The sequence below is a fragment of the Devosia naphthalenivorans genome (genome assembly GCF_003056355.1).
GTDB lineage: Bacteria > Pseudomonadota > Alphaproteobacteria > Rhizobiales > Devosiaceae > Devosia > Devosia naphthalenivorans.
This window is the reverse complement of record NZ_PYVW01000002.1, coordinates 303,038-328,026: the sequence shown is the minus strand read 5'-3', so window position 1 is coordinate 328,026 and position 24,989 is coordinate 303,038. Positions and strand designations below refer to the sequence as shown.

The following is a 24,989-nucleotide window of genomic DNA, read 5'->3' as shown; positions in this document are numbered from 1 at the left end:
AGGCTGTTATGACCCATATGGAAATCAAGGCGCTTGAACATCGCACTGCAACGGTGTGGACCGAAGGTTATGATGGCGAAAGCCACTACACCGAGGTGTTGAAGGCCTTGGCGCCAGCGCTTTTCATCTTGGCTGTAGCAGCTGCGCTGATGGTAGCCATTATCTAGGCATTACAAAAAGCGTCACAATAACAAAAAGGAGATCATCATGGGTCTCGGTACAATCCTCATCATCATCCTGATTCTGCTGCTGATCGGCGCTCTGCCCAATTGGGGCTACTCGCGCGGGTTTGGCTACGCGCCTTCGGGCATCCTGGGTGTCATCCTGGTGGTGATCCTGATCCTGGTGCTCATGGGCCGGATTTAGTCCTGTTCGAAAACCAAAAGCACGCGCAGCCATCCACCAAGGATCAATCGTCTGCGCCAGCGAACAGCAGATCGCCCCATCTGCGTTCGCACCTATGCACCCCGCCACGCCCCGCGTGCGGGGTGTTCTTTCTGACCCAAACCGGAACTTCGCTAGTTTCCGCGCGTTCATTGTACTTAGCTAAAGGAGCGTCATATGGCTAACACCCCCGATCTTGCCCCCACTCGTCGCAAGGCGGCTTCTGCTGCAAGCGAAGCTTCAGCCGAGATGCGCGAGGAGCAGCTCGAGATCCAGATTGCCCAGCTTCAGGCCGATCTCAAAGGCATCGCTGCCACGCTTGCCAAGCTCAGCAACGACAAGGTCAATGAGGTGAAGGACGCCGCCAAGAGCGAAGCGCGGCATCTCCAGCGCCAGGGACAAAACGTTCTGGAGGACGTGCAGGACCAGGCGGGGGAGTACGAGCAGCAACTCAAGGACAAGATCAGAGAACGACCACTCACCGCCGTGGCCAGCGCAATCGGCATCGGCTACGTTCTGGCCCTCCTCTCCCGGCACTAGGCGCCATGAATTTTCTGGTGCCGCTTGCCGCCTTGCTGGGGTTTGAAGCCGAGAGCCTGAAGGAGCGTATCAGGCGCACGCTCGTCGGCAATGCCGTCATGCTTGCTCTGGCGGTTGTCGGAGTAGCCTTCCTGCTCGCCGCAGGCTTCTTCGCACTGGCCGATATTGTTGGGCCAATCTACTCTGCGCTGATCTTTTCTGCCGTTTTCCTCCTATGCGCCCTCGCGGTGCACCTAAGTCTGCGCGCCAGCGCAGCACGGGAGAGCAGGGCTGCCGTAGCAAAGCGCCGGTCCAGCGAAACCGGGGCCTTCGTGACCACGGCGGCTCTGACTGCATTGCCGGTGCTGCTGCGTTCACCAATTGTGAGAACCTTGGGACTGCCCGCAGCCGCGATTGCGGCCTTGTTTCTGATCCGCAGCGGCAAGGACGACTAGCCGGAGGCGGCCTATTAAGGTCGCCTCTCGCCCTTAGGCCGGCAGCGGCATCCACACATCCGTAACGACCCCTGCCGGATCAAAATTCAGCTTCACTTCGCTGTCCAGCACCTTGGCGAGGCTTCGCTCGATCAGCTTGGCACCCAGCCCATACTCGCCTGGTGCCTTGACCATGGGTCCGCCAACTTCCTGCCAGCGCAGCGCCAGACCACGTTCAGGCTTGTTCCTGACGTCCCACTCTATCCGCACAATTCCGTGCTGCGTGGACCAGGCGCCGTAGCGGTGTGCATTGGTGGTAAGTTCGTGCAGGATCAGCCCAAGACCAAGCGCATGGTCGGGCGGCAGCGCAATGTCGTCCCCCCTTACTTCGGCCCGGTCAGGCTTGATCATAAAATTGGGACCCAGCTGCGAAGCCAGTACTTCATAGAGGTGCACCCCTGACCAATCCCGATCGGCCAGCAGCACATGGGCATCGGAGATGGTACGGAGCCGGCCCGAGAACGCGTCGATGAACGCCTTCGGGTCGGGATTCTGCCGCACCGTTTGGCGTGCCACCGACTGGATCATCGCCAGGGTATTCTTCACCCGGTGATTGAGCTCGCGCAACAGCAACCGCGTATGCTCGGCCGTCTGCTTGCTCTCACTTACATCGATGCTGGCGCCCATCATGATAAGCGCCTTCCCCTCGGCATCCCGCTGATACACGCGGCCGCGCATGCTCAACCAGCGGTTGGAGGTGCCGACGCGTGCCTCAGCGCTGTAATCCACGCCGTCCGTCAGGCTGGCAAGAAGACCATTATCGACTTTTGCCCGGTCAGCCTGGTGAACGGATTGGAGGATCTGTTCGGCATGAATAGTACCGGTTTCCGGCAAGCCGTACATGCGCCGGAACATGTCGTTGCAGGCAACCTCTCCGCTCCGTATATCCCAGACCCAGCTGCCGACCTTGCCGGCTTCCAGGGTCAGCGCATGCCGCCACTCCTCGCGCTGTAGCGCGGCAGCCGTTCGTGCCCGCACAAGAGCCTCGTCCTTGAGCGCCAGCAATGCCGAAGCTACGCTGGCAAGATCGGCCAATTGCGACAGCAGTTCGGGATCAACGGCATCCCGCGGCTTGGCACTCAGCACGCAGAGCGAGCCGATCTTCTGCCCGTTCAGCACGATTGGCGCACCGGCGTAGAAACGGACAAAGGGCCAGTCCGTCACCAGCGGATTGTCCTTGAATCGGTCATCCTTGTGAGTGTCGAGAACGACCAACGGCTCCTCGCCCGGAAGAGCAATAGTATGGGCGCAAAATGAGATGCGGGTTTCGGTGCTATTGAAGTCGATAGGTCCGAAACACCCTCGGAACCACTGCCGGTCCTCGCCGACCAGCGTCACCAATCCATACTCGGTCTTGAATATCTGGCCAGCAACTCGGCTCAATCGCTCGAAGTCTCTGTCCGCATCCGAGGAAACCAGATTGAGCGCCCCAAGCGCCTTCAATCGCGCCGGATCGCTCACGGCTTCCCAAACCCCGTCTGGCAGCGGGGGCACCAATTCTTTCACTTGTAGTCCTGACGCAAACTCGGCAACGCCCAATATCGATAGTGCCTAAACACAATCAGCCTAAACGGCGAATCTAAGATTTCGGTTCCAGGAAAATCTTCGGACGATCTATTATCCATCTGCGAGCTTGGGCAGCACCACTTTGAGCGCACCGGGATGGACCTTTAGTGTCACCTTACGGTCGAGTCTGATGAGTTCTCCATCCAGCACCGCACGCAAGCCATGCTTGTGTTTGGGAAAGTGCAGAGTGACTTCGGTCACCTTCTTTTCCGTAACGGCATCGCTGCCTCGCCAGCGCCCCAGCAATATATCCATCCAGAGCCGCAGGAGAGCGGAGGTGGAAACCGGCGCCGCCGTATAGATGCCGAGCAGCCCCGCGTCCAATCGGTCGGCATGTGGAATATGCCCCTCCCCGAGAAGATTATTCGAAACGGCGATGCCCGATACGCGCTGGCGCTCCACTCGGCCGCGCATCTGCAGTTCGGCTTCAAAATTGGGCGGATTTGCTGCCGCAAGCGCAATCGAACGCATCCCCGCCAGCATTTTCCCCAGCCGGCTCTTGTAGGCCATGCTGTCGCGGATACGAACCAGCCGAGCGTGGATGCCCACCCCGAAATGGTGCACGAAGGGCCTCCCATTGGCCGTAGCAATGTCGATCGCTCCGATCTGCCCGCCCGCTATCGCCTCGAACGCTTCTGGCAGCGCGAGCGGTATCCTAAGCGCTCGTGCAAACAAATTCATGGTTCCCGCAGGCAGCACTCCGAGCGGCATGCCGGTTTCAAAGGCGACACCTGCCGCCGTTGAAATCGTGCCGTCCCCCCCGGCTGCAATCACGGCGTCCACTCCCTCGGTAGCAGCGGCTTGCCGCAGGCGGGCTTCCACCTGTTTGCCGGACACAATTGCGCAATCCAGCGTGTGACCGTGCCGTTCGAACACTGATTTCGCCATGTCGCAGAAGGCATCGAGATCCATAGTTCGAAGCGTCCCACCACTACGGTTGATGACTGCAATGAAATGCACCCCAGGCTCCGCTTCAGAACTGTTCAGGACGGCTTCTTGCCATCCAGCCCGGGCAGAGGAACGCTGACCAGCAGTCCCCCGGTTTCGGGATTTTCATATCGAGGCACCCCATCAAACTGGTTGGCCAATTGCCTGACGATGACTGCACCCAAACCATCATCCGCCTGTGCGGCGCCTGTCGGCAATCCTGCGCCATTGTCGCGCACCAGCAAGGTAGGAACACCATCGACGCGCGTAAGTTGCACCTCAATGGCTCCGCCGCTCCCGCCAGGAAAGGCGTGCTTTATGGCGTTGGTCACCAGTTCGCTCAACAGAATCCCAAGCGTCGTCGCATCACGTGCCCTGATGACGATGGGATCGAAATGCCCGGTAAGATTGATCCGGTCCGCACTCGGGATTGTGGTCGCCAGATCCTCCAGCACGGCGCCAAGGAAGTCCTCGGCGCTGGCGGTCTCCAGATCTTCACCCAGGCGAAGCCGGCGGTGCGCGGCGGCAATGGCATGAACACGCGACCGCGCCGATTCAAGCGCGGCGCGTACCTCGCTCGAATTGCTCCGCAACAATTGCAGCCCAAGCAGCGATGACACCGTTGCCAGGGAATTGCCGATCCTGTGGCTCGCGTCCTGCAGCAACGCCTCCACCCGCTGCCGCTCGTGTTCGGCGTGTTGACGCGCTTCCTCCAGGTCCTGCGTTCGCTCCCGTACGCGGGCATCAAGGATCTCGTTTTCACCGAGCAACAATGACTGGGTCTTGGACAGGGCACCGACCTGTTGCTGCGTACGCGCGAAAAGCACATAGGCGAGCACCGCCGCCCCCGCCAGCGATGCCACGATCGCGCTGACGAGCCAGCGTCCCCACTGGCTCACCGCCCGGGTTCGATCATGCAGAACCTTGCTTTCCTCGGCAGTGAACTGTTCCAGCGAACGGCGCAGTTCCCCGACCAATTGCACTTCCCCACCCGACTGCACCAGTTTCCGGGCTTCCTCCGGCCGCTCTGCTGCAAGGTCCATGGTCCGCTGCAACGCCGCAGTAGCCGTACCGATGCCAGCAGCGATGCCTGCAATCTTGGCCGCTTGCGCCTCATTGTCACTGGTCAGCGCGGCCAACGTCGCCAACCGCGTCTGGACGGCTGCCGTAGCGCGGCGATAAGGCTCGAAATAACTCTGGTCGCCGGTCAGTACATAGCCGCGCTGGCTGCTCTGCGCTTCGCCGAGAGCAACCGTCAGCTCTCGCGCCTGGCTGCGCACCTCGTAGCTGTGCTCCACATCGGCATTCTGCCGTTCGATACCTTGTACCAGCACCAGAGAAGCGATTGCCGCCAGAATAACCAGCGTCAGCGAAACCATCACCCCGGTGCGCAAGGTAAGCGCCCTATTCACCCCGATCGCATCCCCTCTTGCGTTCGTGCCATGCGCGATGCTCATGACGGCCGCCGCCACAGCTTTTCAGCATGGGGCGGCCAATGCAATCGCGGGTTCACGCTGTCCACCGGCACCTGGCATTTACCCCGGTCATATGAAGGGCCGCCTGTTCTCCCGCAGACCGTCCCAATCTGCCAGCGCCATCAGGCCTTCCACGTCCAGCACCTCGCATGAGCGATCGAGCCAGCGGATGAGTTGCCGATCAGCCAGTTTGCGCAGCGTCTTGTTGGTATGCACGATGGAAAGACCCAGCGTGTCCGCAACATGCTGCTGGGTGATCGGAATAAACAACTGCTTGGTCGGTGACAGCCCTACCGAAACAGCCCGCTGGTGCAGGAACGCAATCAGATACGCCGCCCGTTCCATGGCGGTACGCCGGCCAAGGCTGAGCAGATGCTCGTCCAGCATGCGCTCCTCGCTTGCGGCAAGCCAGGTAAGATCGAACCCGAGCCCCGGATGGTTGCTGAACAGCTCATCCATGCGGTTTCGCTGAAACACGCATAACACCAGGGGCGACAAAGCCTCCACGGAGTGCTCCATCTCTCCGATGACCGAGCCCTGCAAGCCCAGCAAATCCCCGGGCAGCAGATAATTGAGGATCTGCCGCCGGCCATCCGGCAAGGTCTTGTAACGGAAGGCCCAGCCAGACAGCAGCGTATACAGATGAGCGCTGTTCACTCCCTCTGCCAGCACGGTAGCGCCGGTGTCGGCGAGCAGTTCACCCGTCTTGAACGAGGCGACAAAAGGCAGTTCGGCCGGACTGAACTCGCGGAACCCGGGCATGGCGCGCAATGGGCACTGTTGGCACGGAACATGCCGCCCGGAACTGGGAAGAACGATACTCAAACGACACCGCAAGGCTGGAGAAATGCAGAATTAGGACGCTAACAGAACGAGTGAGAAAATGGGCACATGTCAAACTTAAATGACAAAACAATATTGTATCGCCATCAGGGGTCCCAGCGAACGGACCCCTATGCATGCTCCATGGCACCACTGTCCTCGTTATTGAGGAAGAATTCCTGATCGCGCTGGATATCCAGCGCATGCTTGAGGCCTTGGGTGCAGGCGAGATTTTCTTTGCCCGCAGCGCTGCCGAAGCCAGCCGCCAGCAAGAGCTTTGGGCGGGAGCGGGCCTCGCAATCATCGACATGGCTTTGCAGCGGACAGCCGCGCTTGACCTCATCCCGCAACTGCTTGGCGATGGCGTCGCCGTCGTGCTCTGCTCGGCCGACGCTGCGCTCAAGCACGCCCGCGTGCCGCAATTCCCCAATCTTCCGGTCGTCACCAAACCGATGGCGGAGACCGATCTGGTCCATGCCATCGGCAAGGTATTCAGCTCGCCCGTCTAGAACGAGTGATTGGTCGTAGTGACCTGCGCAGAAACGGCATCCGGACCATAGTCGGCCTCGCCGCTGATCTTGAGCAGATCCTGTAGCCGGGTGCGGGCCCGGCTCACACGGCTCTTCATGGTGCCGACGGCGCAATCGCAGATATCGGCGGCCTCTTCGTAGGAAAACCCCGAAGCACCAATCAGGATGACGGCTTCGCGCTGGTCATCCGGAAGCTGGCTCAAAGCCTTCTTGAAATCCTGCATGTCCATGGATCCGTATTGGGACGGATGCACGGACAGGCGCTCGGTGAAGGCGCCATCGCTATCCTGCACTTCACGGCCGCGCTTGCGCATCTGGCTGTAGAATTCATTGCGCAGGATGGTGAAAAGCCAGGCCTTGATATTAGTGCCCATTTCGAAGCTGGTCTGTTTCGCCCACGCTTTCATCACGGTGTCCTGCACCAAATCGTCTGCCTTGTCGTGCTTGCCGGTCAAGGAGACCGCAAAAGCACGTAGGCTGGGCAGGGTGGCAAGCATCTCTCGTTTGAACGAGGTCGGTTCAGCGCTCATGCCGCTATTCTCCGTCTCTCGAAACAACCTTGCTTTTTTGCGCCTGCTCCGCGCTGTCCAACTTCTCCAAAAGATCGAGCAGTTGAGCTGGAACGCCTTCTTCCTGCACTGCTCCGTATAGCGCACGCAAGCGATTGCCGATGTCCGTATTCGGACCCAAGCCGTCGTCAGCGCGCCCCGCCTGCGTACGAGTACGTTGCTGGGTCACCAGTTTGTCCTTCATCATGCCGTGTATAGACCGCCCAAGAGATTGTTTGCCCACATTCGACACCACAAAGCCCCAGCTCCAAAAAAGTTCCAAAGATGCGGAACTTTAAATGATGCGCTTCGTTTTGCAATTTCGTGTAAATCACGAGCCTAAGCGTCACTGGGAGTTACTACATGACTTTGTCCACGCGGATTGCTCCGCACTTGCCGTATCTGCGGCGGTTTTCGCGCGCGGTCACGGGATCGCAGACATCCGGCGACGCCTATGTCGCGGCAACACTGGAAGCCCTCATCGCCGATATCTCGCTGTTCCCCGAGGCATCCAACGATCGTATCGCACTTTACAAGCTCTTCTCGGCCTTGTTCTCCACTTCCGCGGTAACCATCCCGCAGCCCACATCGACATTCGCATGGGAGCAGCGCGCTGCAACCAACCTTGCCAATCTGTCGGCACGCCCGCGCCAGGCATTCCTGCTGGTTGCCGTAGAGGGTTTTACCCATGCTCAGGCCGCTGAGATCCTGCAGGTAAGCGATGCAGAATTTGCGTCCCTCCTGGACGAAGCCACTGTCGAGATTTCGCGCCAGGTCGCGACGGAGATCATGATCATCGAGGATGAGCCGCTGATCGCGATGGACATCGAGCAGCTGGTCGAGAGCCTCGGCCACAAGGTGGTCAGCGTCGCCCGCACCCACAAGGAGGCGGTCAGCCTCTTCAACCAGACCCAGCCGCGCATGATCCTGGCAGACATCCAGCTTGCCGACGGCAGCTCGGGTATCGATGCGGTCAACGACATTCTCAATACACACTCCGTCCCGGTCATCTTCATCACGGCTTTCCCGGAACGCTTGCTCACCGGTGAGCGTCCTGAGCCGACCTTCCTCGTCACCAAGCCATTCAATCCCGACATGGTGAAGGCGCTGATCAGCCAAGCGCTGTTCTTCGACGAAGGCTCGCGCGCAGCGGCCTGACCTTTGTTGAAGCTCTCTAAAGGCCGGGTTTTCCCGGCCTTTTTTGTTGCCCGCTGGAACTGCCTGTCAACCTCAGCCGTTTACCGGCACGAAGCTGAAGCGGAGTCTTGCCATGCTGTATTACGCTCTGGTCTTTCTGGTTATTGCGCTCATTGCCGGGGTACTTGGCTTTGGCGGCATCGCCGGCGCCTCCGCAGGTATAGCGCAGATATTATTCTATCTGTTTCTTGCTTTTCTGGTCATCTCTCTTGTCGTCGGACTTATCCGCCGGGTGTGACCGCAATCGTATCGATGCTTGATCCCATATGGCCTCGCCTTGGGCGGGGCCTTTTTGTTCCTGATCGCCAGTCTTGAGTATGTCCATGCCCTCTGCCGCCCCACCACAGCAAACGCAGTTGAGGCTAAGGGCGCTGACGGCTGCGCTCGATGGCCGCGGCATCGGTGTACTTCATCAGGACAAGGATCATCGTATCGACGTTGCGGAACATCTCCCCAGGGAATGGCCCGCTCAAATCCTGACGATGCGGGAGGCCGATTTCATGCCGGAGCCGCTTGCATCCCAGTTCAGCGCTGCCGTTGCCAGATGCATCGAACTTCAGCAGCCGCAGTCGATCGAATTCGAACTCCCTGCAACCACCGGCACGAGCACCTATAGCGCCCGGATCACCCCTGACGAAGACGGCGCGCTGACAATCCTGCAGGACATCACCGAGGAGCGCAGCCGTGAAGCGGCACTTGCCTCGCTTCTGCGCGAAGTCAGCCACCGCTCCAAGAACCTGCTGGCGATCGTGCAGTCCGTGGCGATGCAAACCGCTCACCACACCGGCGATATCGAGGATTTCCTGAGGAAATTTCGAGGCCGCCTGCATGCCCTCTCCAGCACGCAGGATCTGGTGACGGAAAGCGACTGGCGCGGAACGCATCTGCATTCCCTGATCATTTCGCAATTGGCCCGCGTCGGGCAGGTAGCGTCAAAGAACGTCGTCGTGGCTGGCGAAAACCCTCTATTGGGCCCGAACGCCTCCCTGCATCTGGGTCTGGCCATCCACGAACTCGCCAGCAACGCCGTGTATCACGGCGGCTTGGCAGAAGGCCGGAGCGGCGACGTACGCGTCAACGCGCATTTCGAGGACGAGGGTCCGGTAAGGAATCTCGTGATCGAATGGCTCGAGACTGGGGGCGGTGATGCGCAGCCGCTTGGCCAGCCGCGCTTTGGCACCTTGGTCCTTGAACGCATCGTGCCACTTTCCGTCGAAGGCAACGCGGCGTTCTCCATTGACGACGACAATGTAACGTACCGGCTGACCGTGCCTGCAGAGCAATTCCAACCCTGATCGCGATCTATTCGGCCCCGGATCGCGCTTCAACACTGGACAGTTTGGCAGCCCGCTGCATTAGTGCTTGCTATCTGGTTCGTTTTTGCTTTTCTAGCAGGCGGTTAAGGTTGCCAGCCTGATAATAAGGCAATCGCCAGTCAGGAAGGCGCCTGTTCTTCAGGCTTAAAAGGAATGGCGCAAGCGGCACCATCAGCAGATCCATTACCGGTCGTCGAGATCCACGATCTGCACAAATCTTTCGGCACGATCGAGGTGCTCAAGGGCATTTCCTTCACCGCGTGCGAAGGTGAAGTCGTGTCCCTGATCGGCTCGTCCGGCTCGGGCAAATCGACTCTGCTGCGCTGCATCAACATGCTCGAAGTGCCCGATAGCGGCACCGTCAAGATCGACAACGAGACGATCAAGCTGCGCGGCTCAGGTCAACAACGCCATATCGCCGACGAAGAACAGATTCGCCGCATTCGCTCCGAATTGGGCATGGTCTTCCAGAGCTTCAATCTGTGGGCTCATCTAACGATCCTACAAAACGTCATGGAAGTGCCCCTGATCGTACAGAAGCGCGACCGCGCCGAAGTCGAGCAGGAAGCCCTGGAGATGCTCGCCAAAGTCGGCATCAGGGAGAAGGCCGACGCCTACCCCAACCAGCTCTCAGGCGGTCAGCAGCAGCGCGCCGCTATTGCGCGCGCCCTTTGCATCAATCCCCGCGTCATGCTGTTCGATGAACCCACCTCCGCGCTCGATCCCGAGCTTGAGGTGGAAGTGCTGCGCGTCATCAAGATCCTGGCCGATGAAGGACGAACCATGATCCTGGTCACCCATGACATGGAGTTCGCGCGTTCGGTAAGCGACAGGGTGATCTTCCTGCACCACGGCAAGATCGAAGAAGAGGGAACGCCCGAAGAGGTGTTTACCGCCACCAAATCGGCTCGTCTCAAGCAATTCCTCAACGCTGCCAGTCATGAATAAGGCAGCGGCGGAACAGGCGTCACAACCAGAATAATATGGAGCAATACATGAAGAAGCTGATCTTGGCGGCCGCCGCCGTCCTTGCCCTCGGCACTGCCGCCCAGGCGCAGGAAACCATTCGCATCGCAACCGAAGGTGCCTACGCCCCCTGGAACTACGTCAACGAAGCCGGTGAGCTTGCCGGCTACGAGATCGACCTGGGCAATGCCATCTGCGAAACGGCAGGCCTCACCTGCGAATTCGTCAGCAATGACTGGGATTCCATCATTCCCAATCTTCTGGCGGGCAACTACGACCTGATCATGGCCGGCATGTCGATCACCGACGAGCGCATGGAAACGATCGATTTCACCCAGAACTACTTCCCGCCCGATCCATCCAAGTTCGTGGCCATGGCTGGCACGGGCATGGATCCGGAAAACCTCGAAGGCAAGCGCGTCGGCGTTCAGGGCGGCACCATCCAGGCTGCCTATGCCGAAGAAAACCTCGCCAGCAACAACACCATCGTATCCTTCACCACGGCTGACCAGGCCATGGCTGACCTTGCCGGTGGCAACCTCGACACCATCATCGCCGATGGCGCCTATCTTGAGCCCGTGGTCGCTGCATCCGGCGGCGCTATCGAGTTCGTTGGCGAAGACATCATGATAGGCAACGGCGTCGGCGCGGGCATCCGCAAGGACGAGACCGAGCTCAAGACCAAGATCGATGACGCGCTGACCGCCCTCAAGGCCGATGGCACCGTCGACAAGCTCATCGCGCAGTACTTCGAAGGCCGCGGCCCCTTCTACGGCGAATAACAGACCCTTCGCACTTGCGTTTCCTCCCCTTCACAGGGGAGGAAATTCCCGCCTCCCTACATCCGGAGGTGCTACACGGATTACCAAGATGACCTTGCCAGCCCGGACCAGTTCATGAGCGAAGATCTCGCCTTCTGGCTGAGCTATCTGACCAATGGCAAGCACCTCACCTGGTACGCCAGCTTCCAGTTCACGATCTTCGCAGCAATCGCTGGCGGCACGCTGGCCGTCATCTTCGGCCTGCTCGGCGCCGCGCTCAAGAACTCGCGCTTCCTCCCCCTGCGCCTCGTCGGCAGCTTCTATTCCTCGATCGTCCGCGGCGTGCCGGACGTGCTGTTTTTCCTGTTCTTCCCGCTTGCCTTCGAGCAGGCGGTCGAATGGTTCATGGCCACCCAGATCTGCACCCCCGAAGCCATCGCCGCCCAGAGTGCCGCCTGGCCGCCCTGCCGCGAGGCCAACTGGTTCCTCGGCACGCCCGAATACCTTGTCCTCGCCTCGGTATCCCTGGGCCTCGTCTACGGCGCCTTCGCCACCAACGTCATTCACGGCGCCATGCGCTCCGTCCCCCGCGGCCAGATCGAAGCCGCCCGCGCCTACGGCATGAGCGCCAGCCAGGTGCTCTGGCGCATCCAGATCCGCCAGATGTGGGTCTATGCCCTGCCCGGCCTCTCCAACGTCTGGATGCTGATCGTCAAGGCGACCTCGCTGCTCTCGCTGCTGCAGATCGCCGACATCGTGCTGTGGGCCGATCGCCTCGGCGCACCCAATTTCCTGCCCACTGTAGGCCTGGTCCACGATGACTGGCGCTGGCGCTACTACCTGGTGTTGTTCCTTTTCTATATCCTCGTGACGCTGCTCTCCGAAAAGGTCTTCGGCGCCCTGATGGCCCGCATGGGCCGCGGCATCCTCAGCGAGGCGCGCACCTGATGGACCGCTTCCTCATCGATCTCGGCATCTTCGCACCCGCCGCGTTGTTCAACATCTATTTCGCCGTGGCTTCGATCCCGCTCGGCTTCGTCTTCGCGGTCTTCCTCGCCCTCGGTAAAGCCTCGAAAAACCCGATCGCGTCCCGCCTGAGCCGAGGCTTTATCTACGCCTTCCGCGGCTCCCCGCTCTTTATCCAGTTCTTCATGGTCTATTCGCTGGGCCTGTCGTTCAACGTCTCGCTCTGGAAACCGCTAGGCATATCGGGCTTCGTCCTGCACCCCCTCTTCATCGGCCCGCTGGTGCTAACGCTCAACACCGCCGCCTACACCGCCGAAATCTTCTATGGCGCCCTGCGCGCCGTGCCGCGTGGCGAAGTCGAGGCGGCCCGTGCCTACGGCATGTCCCCAATCCAGCAATTCCGCCGCGTCATCTGGCCCAATCTCATTCGCCTGGCCTGGCCCGCCTACACCAACGAGGTCGTGTTCCTGTTCCACGCCACGGCCATCGTTTATTTCGCGCTGCCGGTGATCGGCCAGCAGAAGGATCTGATGATCACCGCCAAGGAACTGTTCGAGCGCGACTACAACGCATTCCTGCATTTCTCCGTTGCTGCGCTCTATTTCCTTGCTGTGTCGCTGGTGGTGTTCTTCGTCTTTGGCCTGGTCTACCAGCGCCTGATGCGCCACATGCCATCCGCGCCGCGCATGCGCTACGTCCCCAAGTGGATTCGCTGAAAGCCCCTCATGCCCTTCGAACTGCACCACACCGCACTCCGTGGCGACACACCCGGACACACCACCGAGCTTTACTGGTACACGGCCGGCCCCGCTGACGCCCCCACCCGCGTCCATCTCCAGGCCGCTCTCCATGCCGACGAGCAGCCGGGCACCATGGCGCTGCACCACCTGCTGCCCCGCCTGCGCGATGCCGACGCCGCCGGCCAGCTCAACGCCCATTTCACCATCTTCCCCTCGGTCAATCCGCTGGGGCTCGCCAACCGCTCGCTGCGCCACCACATCGGCCGCTACGACGTCGAGACGGGCATCAATTACAACCGCCGCTGGCCCGATCTCTACCCCCTCGTCGCCGACCGCCTCGCCGGCAAGCTCGGGCAGGACCCGGCGGCCAATATCGCCCTCCTGCGCCAGGCCGTACTCGACTGGATCGATGAGCAGCAAGGCGCCACCGCCATCCAGCAATTGCGCCTCCTCGTGCTGCGCTCTGCCGCGACTGCAGATATCATCCTCGATCTGCACTGCGACGACGAAAGCCTGATGCACATCTTCACCTCGCCCGAGCTGATGCCGGGCCTGCAGGACCTGGCCGATTGGATGGGCGTTGCCGCCACCCTCACCGCAGAAGACAGCGGCGGCGGCTCGTTCGACGAGGTCCTGCCCTCATTCTACCGCAAGGCCCGCCTGGCCAATCCCGGCTACCCCGTGCCCAACGGCGCCGAAGCCGCAACGCTCGAATATCGCGGCCGTGCCGACAGCTTCGATAATCTGGGCGAGCTCGACGCCGGCGGCCTTTTCAACTTCTTCGCTGGCCGTGGCCTGATCGCTGCCGACACGCCAACGCCAACGCCCTCTCCCGCTCCGGTACCTTTCGAAGCCACCGAAGTGCTGCGCGTCGCCGCCCCTGGCCTCCTCGCCTATCGGGTGCAGCTTGGCGAGCACGTCACCAAGGGCCAGCCCGTCGCCGACCTCATCGCCATGGACGGCCCCCAGGCCTTCCTCGCCCGGACGCCAGTCCTCGCCGGCACCGACGGCTTCGTGCTCTCCCGCGTCACCGCCAAATTCGTCAAACGCGGCACCGGCATCGCCAAGATCGTCGGCACCAAGCCCCTCCCCTCCCGCACCGGCGGCTATCTGCTCGAGGACTAAGGGCCGAAGGCCTTTTCACTATTGGCAACCCACAATCTCTCCACCCACGCGGTGTCATCCCGGCCTTGAGCCGGGATCCATCCTGAGATCGCGCCACAGACACAAACTGTCCGCATGTAGAGTCCGAACCCAGCTCAGGGGGAGTATTCGCATTCGGCGCTTTACGCCTCTGTTTCAGTCGACACCCTCCCTCTTGCGGGGAGGGATCAAGGGTGGGGAATGTTTAGCCCCGATATTTGGGGCCAACCGCCACCCCCTCCCAGCCTCCCCCGTCGAGGGGGAGGTGCCGCCCGGTGAGTAGGAAGCATCGCACCTCCACCACCGGTCATGCACCCATGCGAACACACCCCACAGCGAGAAAACGCACGCTCCCAGCGCCTAAAGCCTCCGCCCACCGTGCTGCCCTCGGGCCCGACCCGACGGTCATGTCCCACAAACATAAACTGTCCACCGCGTCATTCCCGCGAAAGCGGGAACCTCACTTTTGTGCCGAAGGGAGTGGGATTCCCGCTTTCGCGGGAATGACGATGTGGCTGGACCCTGAACTCAGAGTCCCAGCCACTCCCCCACAGCGAGAAAATGCCCGCCGCCGGTCAGCGCCTACAATCCCAACCCCGCATGCTCGAACGTGCGGAAAACCCCACGCAGTTCCGCCAGCCCCTTCATCCGCCCGATCGTCGGATAGCCCGGCTGTGAGCGCCGCCCCAGATCGTCCAGGATGTCCTGCCCATGGTCGGGCCGCATCGGAATGCTGTGGTCGGCACGCCCCGCGGCACGGCGGCGCTTCTCTTCCCGCACGATAGCCGCGATCAGTGCCACCATGTCGGTATCCCCATCCAGGTGCTCGGCTTCAAAGAACGAGCCCATGATGTCGTCATTGTCGCGCTTGACGTTGCGCAGGTGCAGGAAGTGCACCTTGTCGCCCAGCCGCTCCATCATGCCCGGCAGGTCATTGTCGGGCCGCGCGCCCAGTGATCCGGAACACAGCGTCATGCCATTGGCGGGGCTGCTGACGGCATCGAGCATATATGTGTAGTCCGCTTCGGTGGACATCACGCGCGGCAGCCCAAGCAGCGAGAACGGCGGATCATCGGGATGGCAGCAGAGCCGCAGTCCCAGATCTTCCGCTACCGGCACGACCTCGGACAGGAAATCCACGAAATGCTGCCGCAATAGATCGCGGCTGATATTGCCATATTCCGCCAGGTGCTCGCGCACATCGTCCAGCGTCATCGACTCGGTGGAACCCGGCAGGCCCATCGTCACATTGCGCGCCAACTGCTTGCGCCCGGCGTCATCCAGGTCAGCAAAACGCCGCCCGGCCTCATCGGCAATGGCGTTGGTATAGTCTGCCCCTGCACCCGGCCGATCCAGCACATGAATATCGAACGCCGCAAAGTCGTTGATGTCGAACCGCATGCACGAGGCGCCATTGGCAACCGTGTAGCGCAGATCCGTCCGGGTCCAATCCAGCACCGGCATGAAATTGTAGCAGATGACTTCGATTCCCGCGTCCGCCAGATGGCGCAGCGATACCTTGTAATTGGCGACATGCTCGCGCCAGTCGTTCTTCTGCTTCTTGATGTCTTCGCTGACCGGCAGGCTTTCCACCACGTCCCAGGTCAGCCCTGAGGGCGAACCGTCCTTGCGCGTCGCAATCTCTTGTTTGCGCCTGGAAATTTCCTCGGGCGTCCACACCACACCATTGGGCACATGGTGCAGTGCGCTCACCACGCCTTCGGCCCCCACCTGCGTGATGTCATCGATGCTGCACAAATCCTTGGGTCCAAACCACCGCCAGGTCTGCCGCATGTCGTCGCTCCTTCATCTTGTATGGCAGTGCTTGCCACAACAAGACGCGTACGGGAAGGCCCTAGAGGTCCTTGTCATAGACGAATTTCGGCATTTCCCATTTCTTGACCAGAGCAAGGATGCGCAGGGGGAAGCCAACCGCAATGGCAACGATGATGACGATGTCCCGATTGAGATCAGCCGCAACGCCAAAATAGTAGACCGCTGCGGTAACGATCGAAACCGTGGCATAAAGCTCGCTGCGGAACACCAGCGGCACGTCATTGCACAGCACATCTCGCAATATGCCGCCGACAATGCCTGTTACCATGCCCGAAACGATGACGATCAGCGGATGGGCGTCAACTTCCATCGCCACGTTGCACCCAACGATTGTGAGGACAACCAGCCCCAGGGCGTCCAGCACCAGAAAGGTCCATCTGAGCTTGTCGACAACCCGCGCAATGGCAATGGTAAAGAGCGCGGCCCCGCATACCAGCAGCAGGATGTAGGGGTTCCCCACCCAATAGAGCGGATAATGTCCCAGGAAAGTGTCCCGCATCGTGCCCCCACCCAGCGCCGTCACGCAGGCAAGCAGGCACACGCCGAACCAGTCCATCTTGCGCCGGCCGGCGGCCAATGCAGCCGTCATCGCCTCCACAGCGATAGCGACGTAAAATAACATTTGCAGCATTGTGCATCCTGTCAGAACCGGGTTGTCGGCCTCAACCTATCGCAAGAGAGTGCTGCGTCCAGCCGGAGCCATCATGCGACAGCCCAAATCCGTCAAAGCCCTTGAAGAACTCGGCCGTGTGCGCCTGAGCGACAACTTCTTCCTGCGCGATTTCCTCTATTCCGAAATCGCTGTTATCAACGGGTTCGCCAATATTCCCGACGATCCCGATCTGACCATCGCCGCCGGCAAGCGCCTCTGCGAAAGCCTGCTCGAACCGCTTCAGGCGCGCTTCGGCAGGCTCTCGATCCGTTCGGCCTATCGATCAAGCCAGGTCAACGCGTTCGGCAATCTGCACAAGCTCAATTGTGGCCGCAACGAAACGAACTACGCCAGCCATATCTGGGACCGCCGCGATGCCGAGGGACGCATGGGCGCCACCGCCTGCATCGTGGTCAACAGCGTCATTCCTTATTTCGAACGGACCGGCGATTGGGAGGCGATTGCCTGGTGGGTCCACGACAACCTTCCCTATTCCGAGATGGAGTTCTTTCCCCGCTACGCCGCCTTCAATCTGCAATGGCGCGAACAACCCGTCCGCCGCATCCGCAGCTACATCCCACCCCGCATGGGCCTGCTGACCGCGCCGGGACAAGACAATTGGGCCGGAAGACACAAACAATCCTACGCGGCCTTGCTGGCGGAACTCGAATAACCCGAGCCCCCAACAAACCCGATGTCATCGCATAGAATGGAATTCACGCAGCAGACCTCATCCTGAGCCTGCAGCAGACCTCATCCTGGGCCTGCAGTAGACCTCATCCTGAGCCTGTCGAAGGACGAGGTCGTGGCACAAAACCTCCACTCACTCGCCCCCATGGTTCGACATCCTGAGCTTGTCGAAGGATCGCCATGAGCTCTCAGGACCATTCACCTGATGTCCATCAAACGCGGCGCCCGCCCAATCCAATCAGATATGGATCGCGCCATCGCCCAGCGACAGCGCCGCCTCGCGAATGGCCTCCGACAGCGTCGGATGCGCATGGGTCGAGCGTGCCAGGTCCTCGGACGAACCCGAGAATTCCATCAGCACCACCAGCTCGTGGATCATCTCGCCGGCATTCTTGCCCACGATATGCGCGCCCAGCACCCGGTCGGTGTTGACGTCGCTCAGGATCTTGACGAACCCCTGCGTCGCCAGCATCGCCTTAGCGCGACCATTGGCTGTGAACGGGAACTTGCCGATCTTGTACTCGATGCCCTCGGCCTTGAGTTCGTCCTCGGTCTTGCCCACCGAAGCCACTTCTGGATTGGTGTAGACCACCGCCGGAATGGCCGCATAGTTCACATGGCCCGCCTGCCCGCTCAGGATCTCGGCGACGGCAATGCCTTCATCCTCGGCCTTGTGCGCCAGCATCGGCCCGGCAATCACGTCGCCAATGGCATAGATTCCGTCGACCGAGCTCTTGTACTGGCCATCGACCCGCACCCGGCCACGCTCGTCCAGCGCCACGCCAACGATCTCGAGGCCCAGCCCTTCCGTGTACGGCTTGCGGCCGATGGAGACCAGCGCGACATCAGCATCCAGCACTTCGGCTTCGCCGCCCTTGGCCGGCTCGACCCGAACCTTGAGCGAACCGTTCTCCTGCTTGTCGATCCCCGCAACCTTGCTGGAAAGCTTGAACTCCATGCCCTGCTTTTGCAGCATGCGCTGAAACTGGCGCGCCACTTCGCTGTCCATGCCCGGCAGGATGCGGTCGAAATATTCTACCACCGTCACCTGGCTGCCCAGCCGCGCCCAGACCGAACCAAGCTCAAGCCCGATCACGCCCGCGCCGATCACCACCAGCTGGCGCGGCACGCTCTCCAGCGTCAGCGCGCCGGTGGATGTAACGATCGTCTTCTCGTCGATCTCGATGCCCGGCAGGCTGGCCGAAACCGAACCCGTGGCGATCACGATATTCTTGGTGTCGTATTCCGTACTGGCGCCGTTCTGCGGCGTCACGCGCACCTTGCCGGGGCCGGCAATGGTGCCGATGCCGCGCAGCACGGTAATCTTGTTCTTCTTGAACAGGTAATCCACCCCGCCCACATTGCCCGCCACCGTCTGGGTCTTGTGGTTCATCATCTGGGGCAGGTTGAGCACGGGGCTGGGAATATCGATACCCAGTGCCTTGAAGCCGTGCGTCGCCTCTTCGAACAGTTCGGACGCATGCAGCAGCGCCTTGGAGGGGATGCAGCCGATGTTCAGGCATGTGCCGCCCAGCGTTGGCCACTTCTCCACCACCCCGACTTTCATCCCCAGTTGCGCTGCGCGGATCGCCGCGACATAGCCCCCTGGACCCGAGCCGATGATGATGAGATCGAACGCGTCTGCCATGATTACCTAGCCCTGAACCGTGTTTTAGTGCTGCTGCGCCAGCGCCACTCGAATGGCGAGCACAATGAATGTAATGCCGGTGACCCGATTAAACCACCGGCCGAACCGGAAAAAGCCCTGCCGCACAGCAGGGGTCGTAAAGAAAACCGACACCAGTGCAAACCAGGCAAAAAGCATGATACTCATGCACGCCACATAGATGACCTTGGCATCGCCCGCAGTGTGAGCTGACACCAGCGTCGTGAACAGCGCCAGGAAGAACAGCACCGCCTTTGGATTAAGCAGATTGGTGAGGAACCCCAGCGCGAACGCGGCCCAATCGCCGCGCCGGGCGCCGGCAAGTTCCCCTTCTTCGGGCGGCTGTGGCGGCGGGCTGCGCAAGGCGGAGATAGCCAGCCACACCAAATAAGCAGCGCCCAGCCAATTGATGATGTTGAACAGCATTAGCGACTGCCCGACGAGCACCCCGATCCCCAGCAACGTATAGCTGCCATGGACCAGAATGGATGTCGCGACGCCAGCGGAGGTGAACAGCGCTGCCCTCCGGCCATGCGCTATTGATTGCCGCAGCACCATGGCGAAGTCCGCGCCCGGAATAATGGCATTTATGCCGAAGGCCAGCATCAGGGCAGCGAATTCGAGCCAGGGAAATGTCATCGGGCGCACCAGGGTTTGCCACCCTGTTTAGCCCAGCCAGCAGCGCTGGCAAGCCTTGGTGCGAAAACTGGAAGCAAAAACGCATCAAAGCGGAAGACAAACCGAAGCATGCACCCCTATTGCACGGAGATATTCTGCGCCCTGCTCAGCGGACCAGGCAGCTGTTTGTCGATGTCCAGCGCGCCGCTGTTTACCTGCTCCAGGAAGCTGCGGCAGAAAATCTCTTTGTTTTCCGCCTGGTTATAGGCGCTCATGATCTGGCTGCCGCCATAGGTTTCCGCCGCCGCCACAGCCTCCGGCGAGCCACCACCCAGCTTCTCCGCAACCCGCTTGGCCAAGTCCAGGAACCCCACATTGCGCAAATGCCAGTTGTCATAAGCAGTCTTGTAGGCGCTATCGAGCCCGGTGGTCTCGTAGCAGTGAGTGGTCATCGCCGAGACAATGGTCTTGGAGCCATGAAACGCCATCAACTCACCCACCAGTTCGGGGTCTGCCACCTCCTGCGCATGAACCTGCGGCACGGCGAGACAAAGCACGAGGGGCAACAAACGTTTCAACAATCCAACTCCGGCACAGTTTCGGAGGCCCTTCTAAAAGGCCCAAACAACTAGCAATGTCTTAAGAGTGCACCTGCCGCACGGCATCGTGAGCGAGGCGAAGTTCCGCCACTCTCTATCGCGCTGCAATGCGGTGAATGTAGGGGACGAGCAGAGACAGGTTTTCTGCCGCTGCCCCAGACACAAAAAAGCCGGAGCAGCGCCCCGGCCCTTCCACAAGCTGGTTTCGTTTTTTAGAGATCGAGCACGAGCCGCTCGGGTGCCTCGAGGCTTTCCTTGACGCGCACGAGGAACGTCACGGCTTCCTTGCCGTCCACGATCCGGTGATCATAGCTCAGCGCCAGGTACATCATTGGACGGATCACGATCTGCCCGCCGACCACCACTGGCCGCTCCTGGATCTTGTGCATGCCCAGAATGCCGGACTGCGGCGCATTGAGGATCGGGGTCGACATCAGCGAACCATAAACACCACCATTGGAGATGGTGAAGGTGCCGCCCTGCATGTCGGCCATCGAAAGCTGACCGTCGCGCGCCTTCTTGCCCAGCGTGTTGATCGACTTCTCGATCTCGGCAATCGACATCTGGTCGGCATCGCGCACTACCGGGACCACGAGCCCCTTGTCTGTGCCCACGGCCACCCCAATGTGCGCGTAGTTCTTGTAGACTAGGTCATCGCCGTCGATTTCGGCATTGACCGAGGGGATTTCCTTGAGGGCGTGGATCACGGCCTTGGTGAAAAAGCCCATGAAGCCCAGCTTGACACCATGCTTCTTCTCGAACAGCTCCTTGTAGGAGGCGCGCAAATCCATCACCGGCTTCATGTCCACCTCGTTGAAGGTGGTCAGCATGGCCGCCGTGTTCTGCGCATCCTTGAGGCGCCGCGCGATGGTCTGGCGCAGGCGGGTCATCCTGACCCGCTCTTCGCGTGAAGCATCATCGGCAGCGACTGGAGCGCGCGGTGCGGCCGGAGCCTTGGACGCCTCGGCCGGCTTGGCGGCAGGTGCTGCAGCCGGAGCGGCCTGGGCAACTGCAGGCGCTGCGGCAGCGGCCGGCTTGTTGATGGCTGAAAGCACATCCTCCTTGAGCACCTGGCCGTGCTTGCCCGAGCCGGAAATATTGCCGGCCGAAAGACCGTTTTCGTTGATCAGCTTCTGCGCTGAAGGCGCCGGAGCGCGATCGGTCGCGGTCACCGGCTGTGCAGCAGGCTCCGGCTTGATCTCTTCAGGACCGGCGGCATTGTTGGCGGGTGCTTCGGCCTTTGCTTCGGCTTTGGGCGCAGCAACCGCGGCCCCTGCCCCGCCGATGGCGCCAAGCAGCGCGCCCACATCCACTGTTTCGCCCGGCTGGGCGGCAATGGCTTCGAGCACACCGGCGGCCGGCGCCGGCACTTCGATGGTCACCTTGTCGGTTTCAAGTTCGACGATGGGCTCGTCGGCATTCACCGTGTCGCCGATCTTCTTGAACCACTGGCCGATAGTGGCCTCGGTAACACTCTCGCCCAGCGTTGGAACGCGGATTTCTGTCGACATTGTTTGCTGTCCTTTATTGAGCGAAGGCTTCGTCGAGGAAGGCCTGCAATTGGGCAAGATGGGTCCGCATCAGACCCGTGGCGGTGGAGGCCGAAGCCGGCCGGCCAATATAGCGCACGCGCTGTCCACTCCGTCCCATCTGATCGAACACCCATTCCACATAAGGCTGGATGAACGCCCAGGCGCCCATGTTCTTGGGCTCTTCCTGGCACCAGATGATCTCGGCATTGCGGAAGCGGTTAAGCTCGTCCAGCAGCGCCTTGGCCGGAAACGGATAGAGTTGTTCAATGCGCAGCAGGTACACATCGTTCAGCCCGCGCTTCTCGCGCTCTTCCAGAAGGTCGTAATAAACCTTGCCGGTGCACAGCACCACGCGGCGAATCTGGTCGTCGCTTGCAAGCCTAACGCTCGTCTTGGGCACGCCGGGTGCTTCGGCATCGTCCCAGAGCAGACGATGGAAGCAGGAATCGGGTCCCATCTCGACCAGGCCCGACACCGCACGCTTGTGGCGCAGCAGCGACTTGGGCGTCATCAGGATCAGCGGCTTGCGGAAGTCGCGGGTTACCTGCCGGCGCAGGGCGTGGAAGTAGTTGGCCGGCGTCGTGCAATTGGCAACCTGCATATTGTCTTCTGCGCAAAGCTGCAGGAAGCGCTCGGGACGCGCGGAGGAATGCTCCGGGCCCTGCCCTTCATAGCCATGCGGCAACAGCATCACGAGGCCCGACATGCGGAACCACTTGCGCTCGCCCGAGGAGATGAACTGGTCGATCACCACCTGCGCGCCGTTCACGAAGTCACCAAACTGGGCTTCCCAGATCGTCAGCGCCTTGGGCTCGGCCAGCGAATAACCATACTCGAAACCAAGCACGGCTTCTTCCGAGAGCATCGAATTGATGACCTCGTAGCGGCTCTGCTCGGGGTCGAGATTGTTGAGCGGCGTATAGCTCTTGTTGTCGACCTTCTGGTCGTTCAGCACCGAATGGCGCTGGCTGAACGTGCCACGCTCGACATCCTGGCCGGAAAGACGCACCGGATGACCGTCGGTCACCAGCGTACCGAAAGCCAAAGCTTCGGCGGTCGACCAGTCGATCCCCTCGCCTGACTGGATCGTCGCAAGACGATTGTCCATGAAACGCTTGACCGTCTTGTGAACGTTGAAGCCTTCGGGAATGCGCGTCAGCGCCGTGCCAATATTGGTCAGGCGGTCCATCTCGACACCGGACTGGCCACGGCGCGGGCCGTCCTGGTCGGCCGGCCGGAAGTCCTTCCACGCGCCATCGAGCCAATCGGCCTTGTTGGGGCGATAGTCCTGTCCAGCCTCGAACTCACTTTCCAGCTTGGCGCGCCATTCGGCCTTGAGCTTGTCGATTTCCTCGGCCGTCAACAGGCCCTCGGCAACGAGCTTGTCCGAATAGAGCTCCAGCGTCGTCTTGTGCGAGCGGATCTTGGAATACATCAGCGGCTGGGTAAAACTTGGCTCATCGCCCTCGTTGTGCCCAAACCGGCGATAGCAGAACATGTCGATGACGACAGGTTTGCCGAACTTCTGGCGATATTCGACGGCGACTTTGGCCGCGAACACCACGGCTTCCGGATCGTCGCCATTCACGTGCAGCACCGGCGCCTCAATCATCTTGGCGACGTCGGTCGGATACGGCGAAGAGCGCGAATACATCGGGCTCGTGGTGAACCCGATCTGGTTGTTGATCACGAAGTGGATCGAGCCGCCCGTGCGGTGTCCCTTGAGGCCCGATAGGCCCAGGCACTCGGCGATCACGCCTTGCCCGGCAAACGCCGCATCACCATGGATCAGCAGCGGCAGCACCATGGAGCGATCGGGCTTGCCGTCCACTGCGATATTGACCAGCTTGCCATCGGGGGCAATGTGCTGGTCCTGCTTGGCGCGTGACTTGCCCAGCACGACGGGATCGACGATCTCGAGGTGGGATGGGTTGGCCGTCAGCGACAGGTGGACCTTGTTGCCATCGAACTCACGGTCCGAGGAAGCACCCAGATGGTACTTCACGTCGCCTGAACCTTCGACATCGTCGGGGTAGAAGGCGCCGCCCTTGAACTCGTGGAACAGCGCGCGGTGCGGCTTGGCCATCACCTGCGTCAGAACGTTCAGGCGACCGCGGTGAGCCATGCCCAGCACGATATCCTTGATGCCAAGCGCGCCGCCGCGCTTGATGATCTGCTCAAGCGCGGGAATGGTCGATTCCGCGCCGTCGAGACCAAAGCGCTTGGTGCCGGTATATTTGACATCGATGAACTTTTCGAAGCCTTCGGCTTCGATCAGCTTGTTCAGGATCGCCTTCTTGCCTTCACCGGTAAAGGTGATTTCCTTGTCCGGCCCTTCGATGCGCTCCTGGATCCACTGCTTGGCTTCAGGATCGGAGATGTGCATGAATTCGATGCCGACCGTGCCGCAATAGGTACGGCTCAGGATCGCCAGCATTTCCGGGATCGTGGCGTATTCCAGCCCGAGATAGTTATCGATGAAGATCTTGCGGCTGTAGTCCGCCTCGGTAAACCCATAGCTCTTGGGGTCGAGTTCGGGCGCCGGCTCATCGGCCTTCATCTTGAGCGGATCGAGATCTGCATGCAGATGTCCGCGCATGCGATAGGCACGGATCATCATGATGGCGCGAATGGAGTCACGCGTGGCCTGCAGCACATCGGAAACGCTGCCCTTGGCGACACCCAGGGCTTCGGCCTTCTTGGCGACGGCCTTTTCGGTCTTGACCGCGATGTCACCCCAATTGCCGTCCAGCGCACTAACCAGCTCGCTTGTGGCGCTCTGCGGCCAGTCCTTGCGGCTCCAGCTGGGGCCCTCGGCATTCTGCTGGGCGACGCCTTCTGCGTCATCCAGCTTGCCGAAAAAGCTTTTCCAGGTGTCGTCGACGCTGGATGGATCGGTCTTGTAGCGGGAATAAAGCTGTTCGATGTAGTCGGCGTTCCCACCATAGAGGAACGAAGTCAGCAAGAACGTGTCGTTCTTTTCCTGTCGTGTCATCGCTTTTTGTCGCGAGGCCCACGCCCCGCCATCCTTCTCAACGAACC

Annotated in this window: 27 protein-coding genes; 14 read left to right on the top strand and 13 right to left on the bottom strand. The window is 60.8% G+C overall.

Translation table 11 applies throughout. The annotated features are described in order from the left end of the window. Positions 1–8: 8 nt before the first annotated feature. The 4 genes from C8264_RS22050 (at position 9) to C8264_RS04715 (ending at position 1,358) form a co-directional block, all read left to right on the top strand. Positions 9–167, top strand: coding sequence for a hypothetical protein (locus C8264_RS22050; protein ID WP_162783461.1), 159 nt, complete (start codon positions 9–11; stop codon positions 165–167). Between the two features lie 40 nt (positions 168–207). Then, complete coding sequence (locus C8264_RS04725; RefSeq protein ID WP_108459800.1) at positions 208–366, top strand: DUF3309 family protein; 159 nt, start codon at positions 208–210, stop codon at positions 364–366. Between the two features lie 195 nt (positions 367–561). Continuing rightward, positions 562–924, top strand: a complete 363-nt coding sequence (locus C8264_RS04720) for an ElaB/YgaM/YqjD family protein (protein WP_108459799.1) — start codon at positions 562–564, stop codon at positions 922–924. A gap of 5 nt (positions 925–929) precedes the next feature. After that, on the top strand, positions 930–1,358 hold the full coding sequence (locus tag C8264_RS04715; RefSeq protein WP_108459798.1) for a hypothetical protein: 429 nt from the start codon (positions 930–932) through the stop codon (positions 1,356–1,358). A 33-nt stretch (positions 1,359–1,391) separates the two neighbouring features. On the opposite strand, the gene C8264_RS04710 is transcribed toward C8264_RS04715, so the two are convergent. From C8264_RS04710 to C8264_RS04695, 4 genes are all read right to left on the bottom strand, one after another. Further along, positions 1,392–2,903, bottom strand: a complete 1,512-nt coding sequence (locus C8264_RS04710) for an HWE histidine kinase domain-containing protein (protein WP_162783460.1) — start codon at positions 2,901–2,903, stop codon at positions 1,392–1,394. Between the two features lie 111 nt (positions 2,904–3,014). Beyond that, entirely contained in the window at positions 3,015–3,923 is a 909-nt protein-coding gene (locus C8264_RS04705) for a diacylglycerol/lipid kinase family protein (protein WP_162783459.1), read from the bottom strand. Positions 3,924–3,946: 23 nt separating this feature from the next. Further along, a complete protein-coding gene (locus C8264_RS04700) occupies positions 3,947–5,347 on the bottom strand; it encodes a sensor histidine kinase (protein ID WP_162783458.1) in 1,401 nt (466 codons plus the stop codon). A gap of 87 nt (positions 5,348–5,434) precedes the next feature. Then, entirely contained in the window at positions 5,435–6,190 is a 756-nt protein-coding gene (locus C8264_RS04695) for a Crp/Fnr family transcriptional regulator (RefSeq protein ID WP_245892935.1), read from the bottom strand. A 134-nt stretch (positions 6,191–6,324) separates the two neighbouring features. Between C8264_RS04695 and C8264_RS04690 the strand changes: the two genes are divergently transcribed. Then, on the top strand, positions 6,325–6,696 hold the full coding sequence (locus C8264_RS04690) for a response regulator (protein ID WP_108459793.1): 372 nt from the start codon (positions 6,325–6,327) through the stop codon (positions 6,694–6,696). On the opposite strand, the gene C8264_RS04685 is transcribed toward C8264_RS04690, so the two are convergent. Together C8264_RS04685 and C8264_RS04680 are read right to left on the bottom strand one after the other, a co-directional pair. Further along, positions 6,693–7,247 carry an RNA polymerase sigma factor gene (locus C8264_RS04685; protein WP_108459792.1) on the bottom strand — a complete coding sequence of 185 codons (555 nt, stop codon included), beginning with the start codon at positions 7,245–7,247 and terminating at the stop codon, positions 6,693–6,695. The two genes, C8264_RS04690 and C8264_RS04685, sit on opposite strands and share 4 nt — an antisense overlap. Positions 7,248–7,251: 4 nt before the next feature. Then, positions 7,252–7,473, bottom strand: a complete 222-nt coding sequence (locus tag C8264_RS04680; RefSeq protein WP_425430661.1) for a NepR family anti-sigma factor — start codon at positions 7,471–7,473, stop codon at positions 7,252–7,254. 155 nt (positions 7,474–7,628) lie between these two features. On the opposite strand from C8264_RS04680, the gene C8264_RS04675 reads away from it, so the two are divergent. The 8 genes from C8264_RS04675 to C8264_RS04640 all read left to right on the top strand — a co-directional run bounded on the left by C8264_RS04675 (position 7,629) and on the right by C8264_RS04640 (position 14,336). Then, positions 7,629–8,423 (top strand): response regulator, encoded by a 795-nt coding sequence (locus C8264_RS04675; protein ID WP_108459791.1) that lies wholly within the window; start codon positions 7,629–7,631, stop codon positions 8,421–8,423. Positions 8,424–8,535: 112 nt separating this feature from the next. Beyond that, positions 8,536–8,700: a DUF1328 domain-containing protein gene (locus tag C8264_RS04670; protein WP_108459790.1), complete on the top strand. Its 165-nt coding sequence runs from the start codon at positions 8,536–8,538 to the stop codon at positions 8,698–8,700. Positions 8,701–8,785: 85 nt separating this feature from the next. Beyond that, positions 8,786–9,757 (top strand): sensor histidine kinase, encoded by a 972-nt coding sequence (locus C8264_RS04665; protein ID WP_162783457.1) that lies wholly within the window; start codon positions 8,786–8,788, stop codon positions 9,755–9,757. A gap of 174 nt (positions 9,758–9,931) precedes the next feature. Next, positions 9,932–10,726 carry an ABC transporter ATP-binding protein gene (locus tag C8264_RS04660; protein WP_108459788.1) on the top strand — a complete coding sequence of 265 codons (795 nt, stop codon included), beginning with the start codon at positions 9,932–9,934 and terminating at the stop codon, positions 10,724–10,726. A 47-nt stretch (positions 10,727–10,773) separates the two neighbouring features. Further along, on the top strand, positions 10,774–11,526 hold the full coding sequence (locus C8264_RS04655) for a transporter substrate-binding domain-containing protein (RefSeq protein ID WP_108459787.1): 753 nt from the start codon (positions 10,774–10,776) through the stop codon (positions 11,524–11,526). 114 nt (positions 11,527–11,640) lie between these two features. Further along, positions 11,641–12,453, top strand: a complete 813-nt coding sequence (locus tag C8264_RS04650) for an ABC transporter permease subunit (RefSeq protein WP_108459786.1) — start codon at positions 11,641–11,643, stop codon at positions 12,451–12,453. Further along, entirely contained in the window at positions 12,453–13,187 is a 735-nt protein-coding gene (locus tag C8264_RS04645; protein WP_108459785.1) for an ABC transporter permease, read from the top strand. The genes C8264_RS04650 and C8264_RS04645 overlap by 1 nt, the downstream gene beginning before the upstream one ends. A 9-nt stretch (positions 13,188–13,196) precedes the next feature. After that, complete coding sequence (locus C8264_RS04640) at positions 13,197–14,336, top strand: succinylglutamate desuccinylase/aspartoacylase family protein (RefSeq protein WP_108459784.1); 1,140 nt, start codon at positions 13,197–13,199, stop codon at positions 14,334–14,336. Between the two features lie 600 nt (positions 14,337–14,936). Here the strand turns inward: C8264_RS04640 and uxuA are convergent. Both uxuA and C8264_RS04630 read right to left on the bottom strand, forming a co-directional pair. Continuing rightward, complete coding sequence (gene uxuA, locus C8264_RS04635; protein ID WP_108459783.1) at positions 14,937–16,148, bottom strand: mannonate dehydratase; 1,212 nt, start codon at positions 16,146–16,148, stop codon at positions 14,937–14,939. Between the two features lie 61 nt (positions 16,149–16,209). Beyond that, a complete protein-coding gene (locus C8264_RS04630; RefSeq protein ID WP_108459782.1) occupies positions 16,210–16,821 on the bottom strand; it encodes a trimeric intracellular cation channel family protein in 612 nt (203 codons plus the stop codon). Between the two features lie 73 nt (positions 16,822–16,894). On the opposite strand from C8264_RS04630, the gene C8264_RS04625 reads away from it, so the two are divergent. Further along, a complete protein-coding gene (locus C8264_RS04625; RefSeq protein ID WP_108459991.1) occupies positions 16,895–17,515 on the top strand; it encodes a peptidase M15 in 621 nt (206 codons plus the stop codon). A gap of 255 nt (positions 17,516–17,770) precedes the next feature. Here C8264_RS04625 and lpdA read toward each other — a convergent pair whose 3' ends face one another. From lpdA to C8264_RS04600, 5 genes are all read right to left on the bottom strand, one after another. Further along, positions 17,771–19,180: a dihydrolipoyl dehydrogenase gene (lpdA, locus tag C8264_RS04620; RefSeq protein WP_108459781.1), complete on the bottom strand. Its 1,410-nt coding sequence runs from the start codon at positions 19,178–19,180 to the stop codon at positions 17,771–17,773. 24 nt (positions 19,181–19,204) lie between these two features. Continuing rightward, positions 19,205–19,837, bottom strand: a complete 633-nt coding sequence (locus tag C8264_RS04615; RefSeq protein ID WP_108459780.1) for a LysE family transporter — start codon at positions 19,835–19,837, stop codon at positions 19,205–19,207. 116 nt (positions 19,838–19,953) lie between these two features. After that, a complete protein-coding gene (locus C8264_RS04610) occupies positions 19,954–20,394 on the bottom strand; it encodes a hypothetical protein (protein ID WP_162783456.1) in 441 nt (146 codons plus the stop codon). A gap of 233 nt (positions 20,395–20,627) precedes the next feature. Continuing rightward, positions 20,628–21,926 carry a 2-oxoglutarate dehydrogenase complex dihydrolipoyllysine-residue succinyltransferase gene (gene odhB / locus C8264_RS04605; protein WP_108459778.1) on the bottom strand — a complete coding sequence of 433 codons (1,299 nt, stop codon included), beginning with the start codon at positions 21,924–21,926 and terminating at the stop codon, positions 20,628–20,630. A 13-nt stretch (positions 21,927–21,939) separates the two neighbouring features. Continuing rightward, the gene (locus C8264_RS04600; protein ID WP_108459777.1) at positions 21,940–24,942 is read right to left on the bottom strand and encodes a 2-oxoglutarate dehydrogenase E1 component; all 3,003 of its coding nucleotides are present in this window, start codon (positions 24,940–24,942) and stop codon (positions 21,940–21,942) included. Positions 24,943–24,989 lie beyond the last annotated feature (47 nt).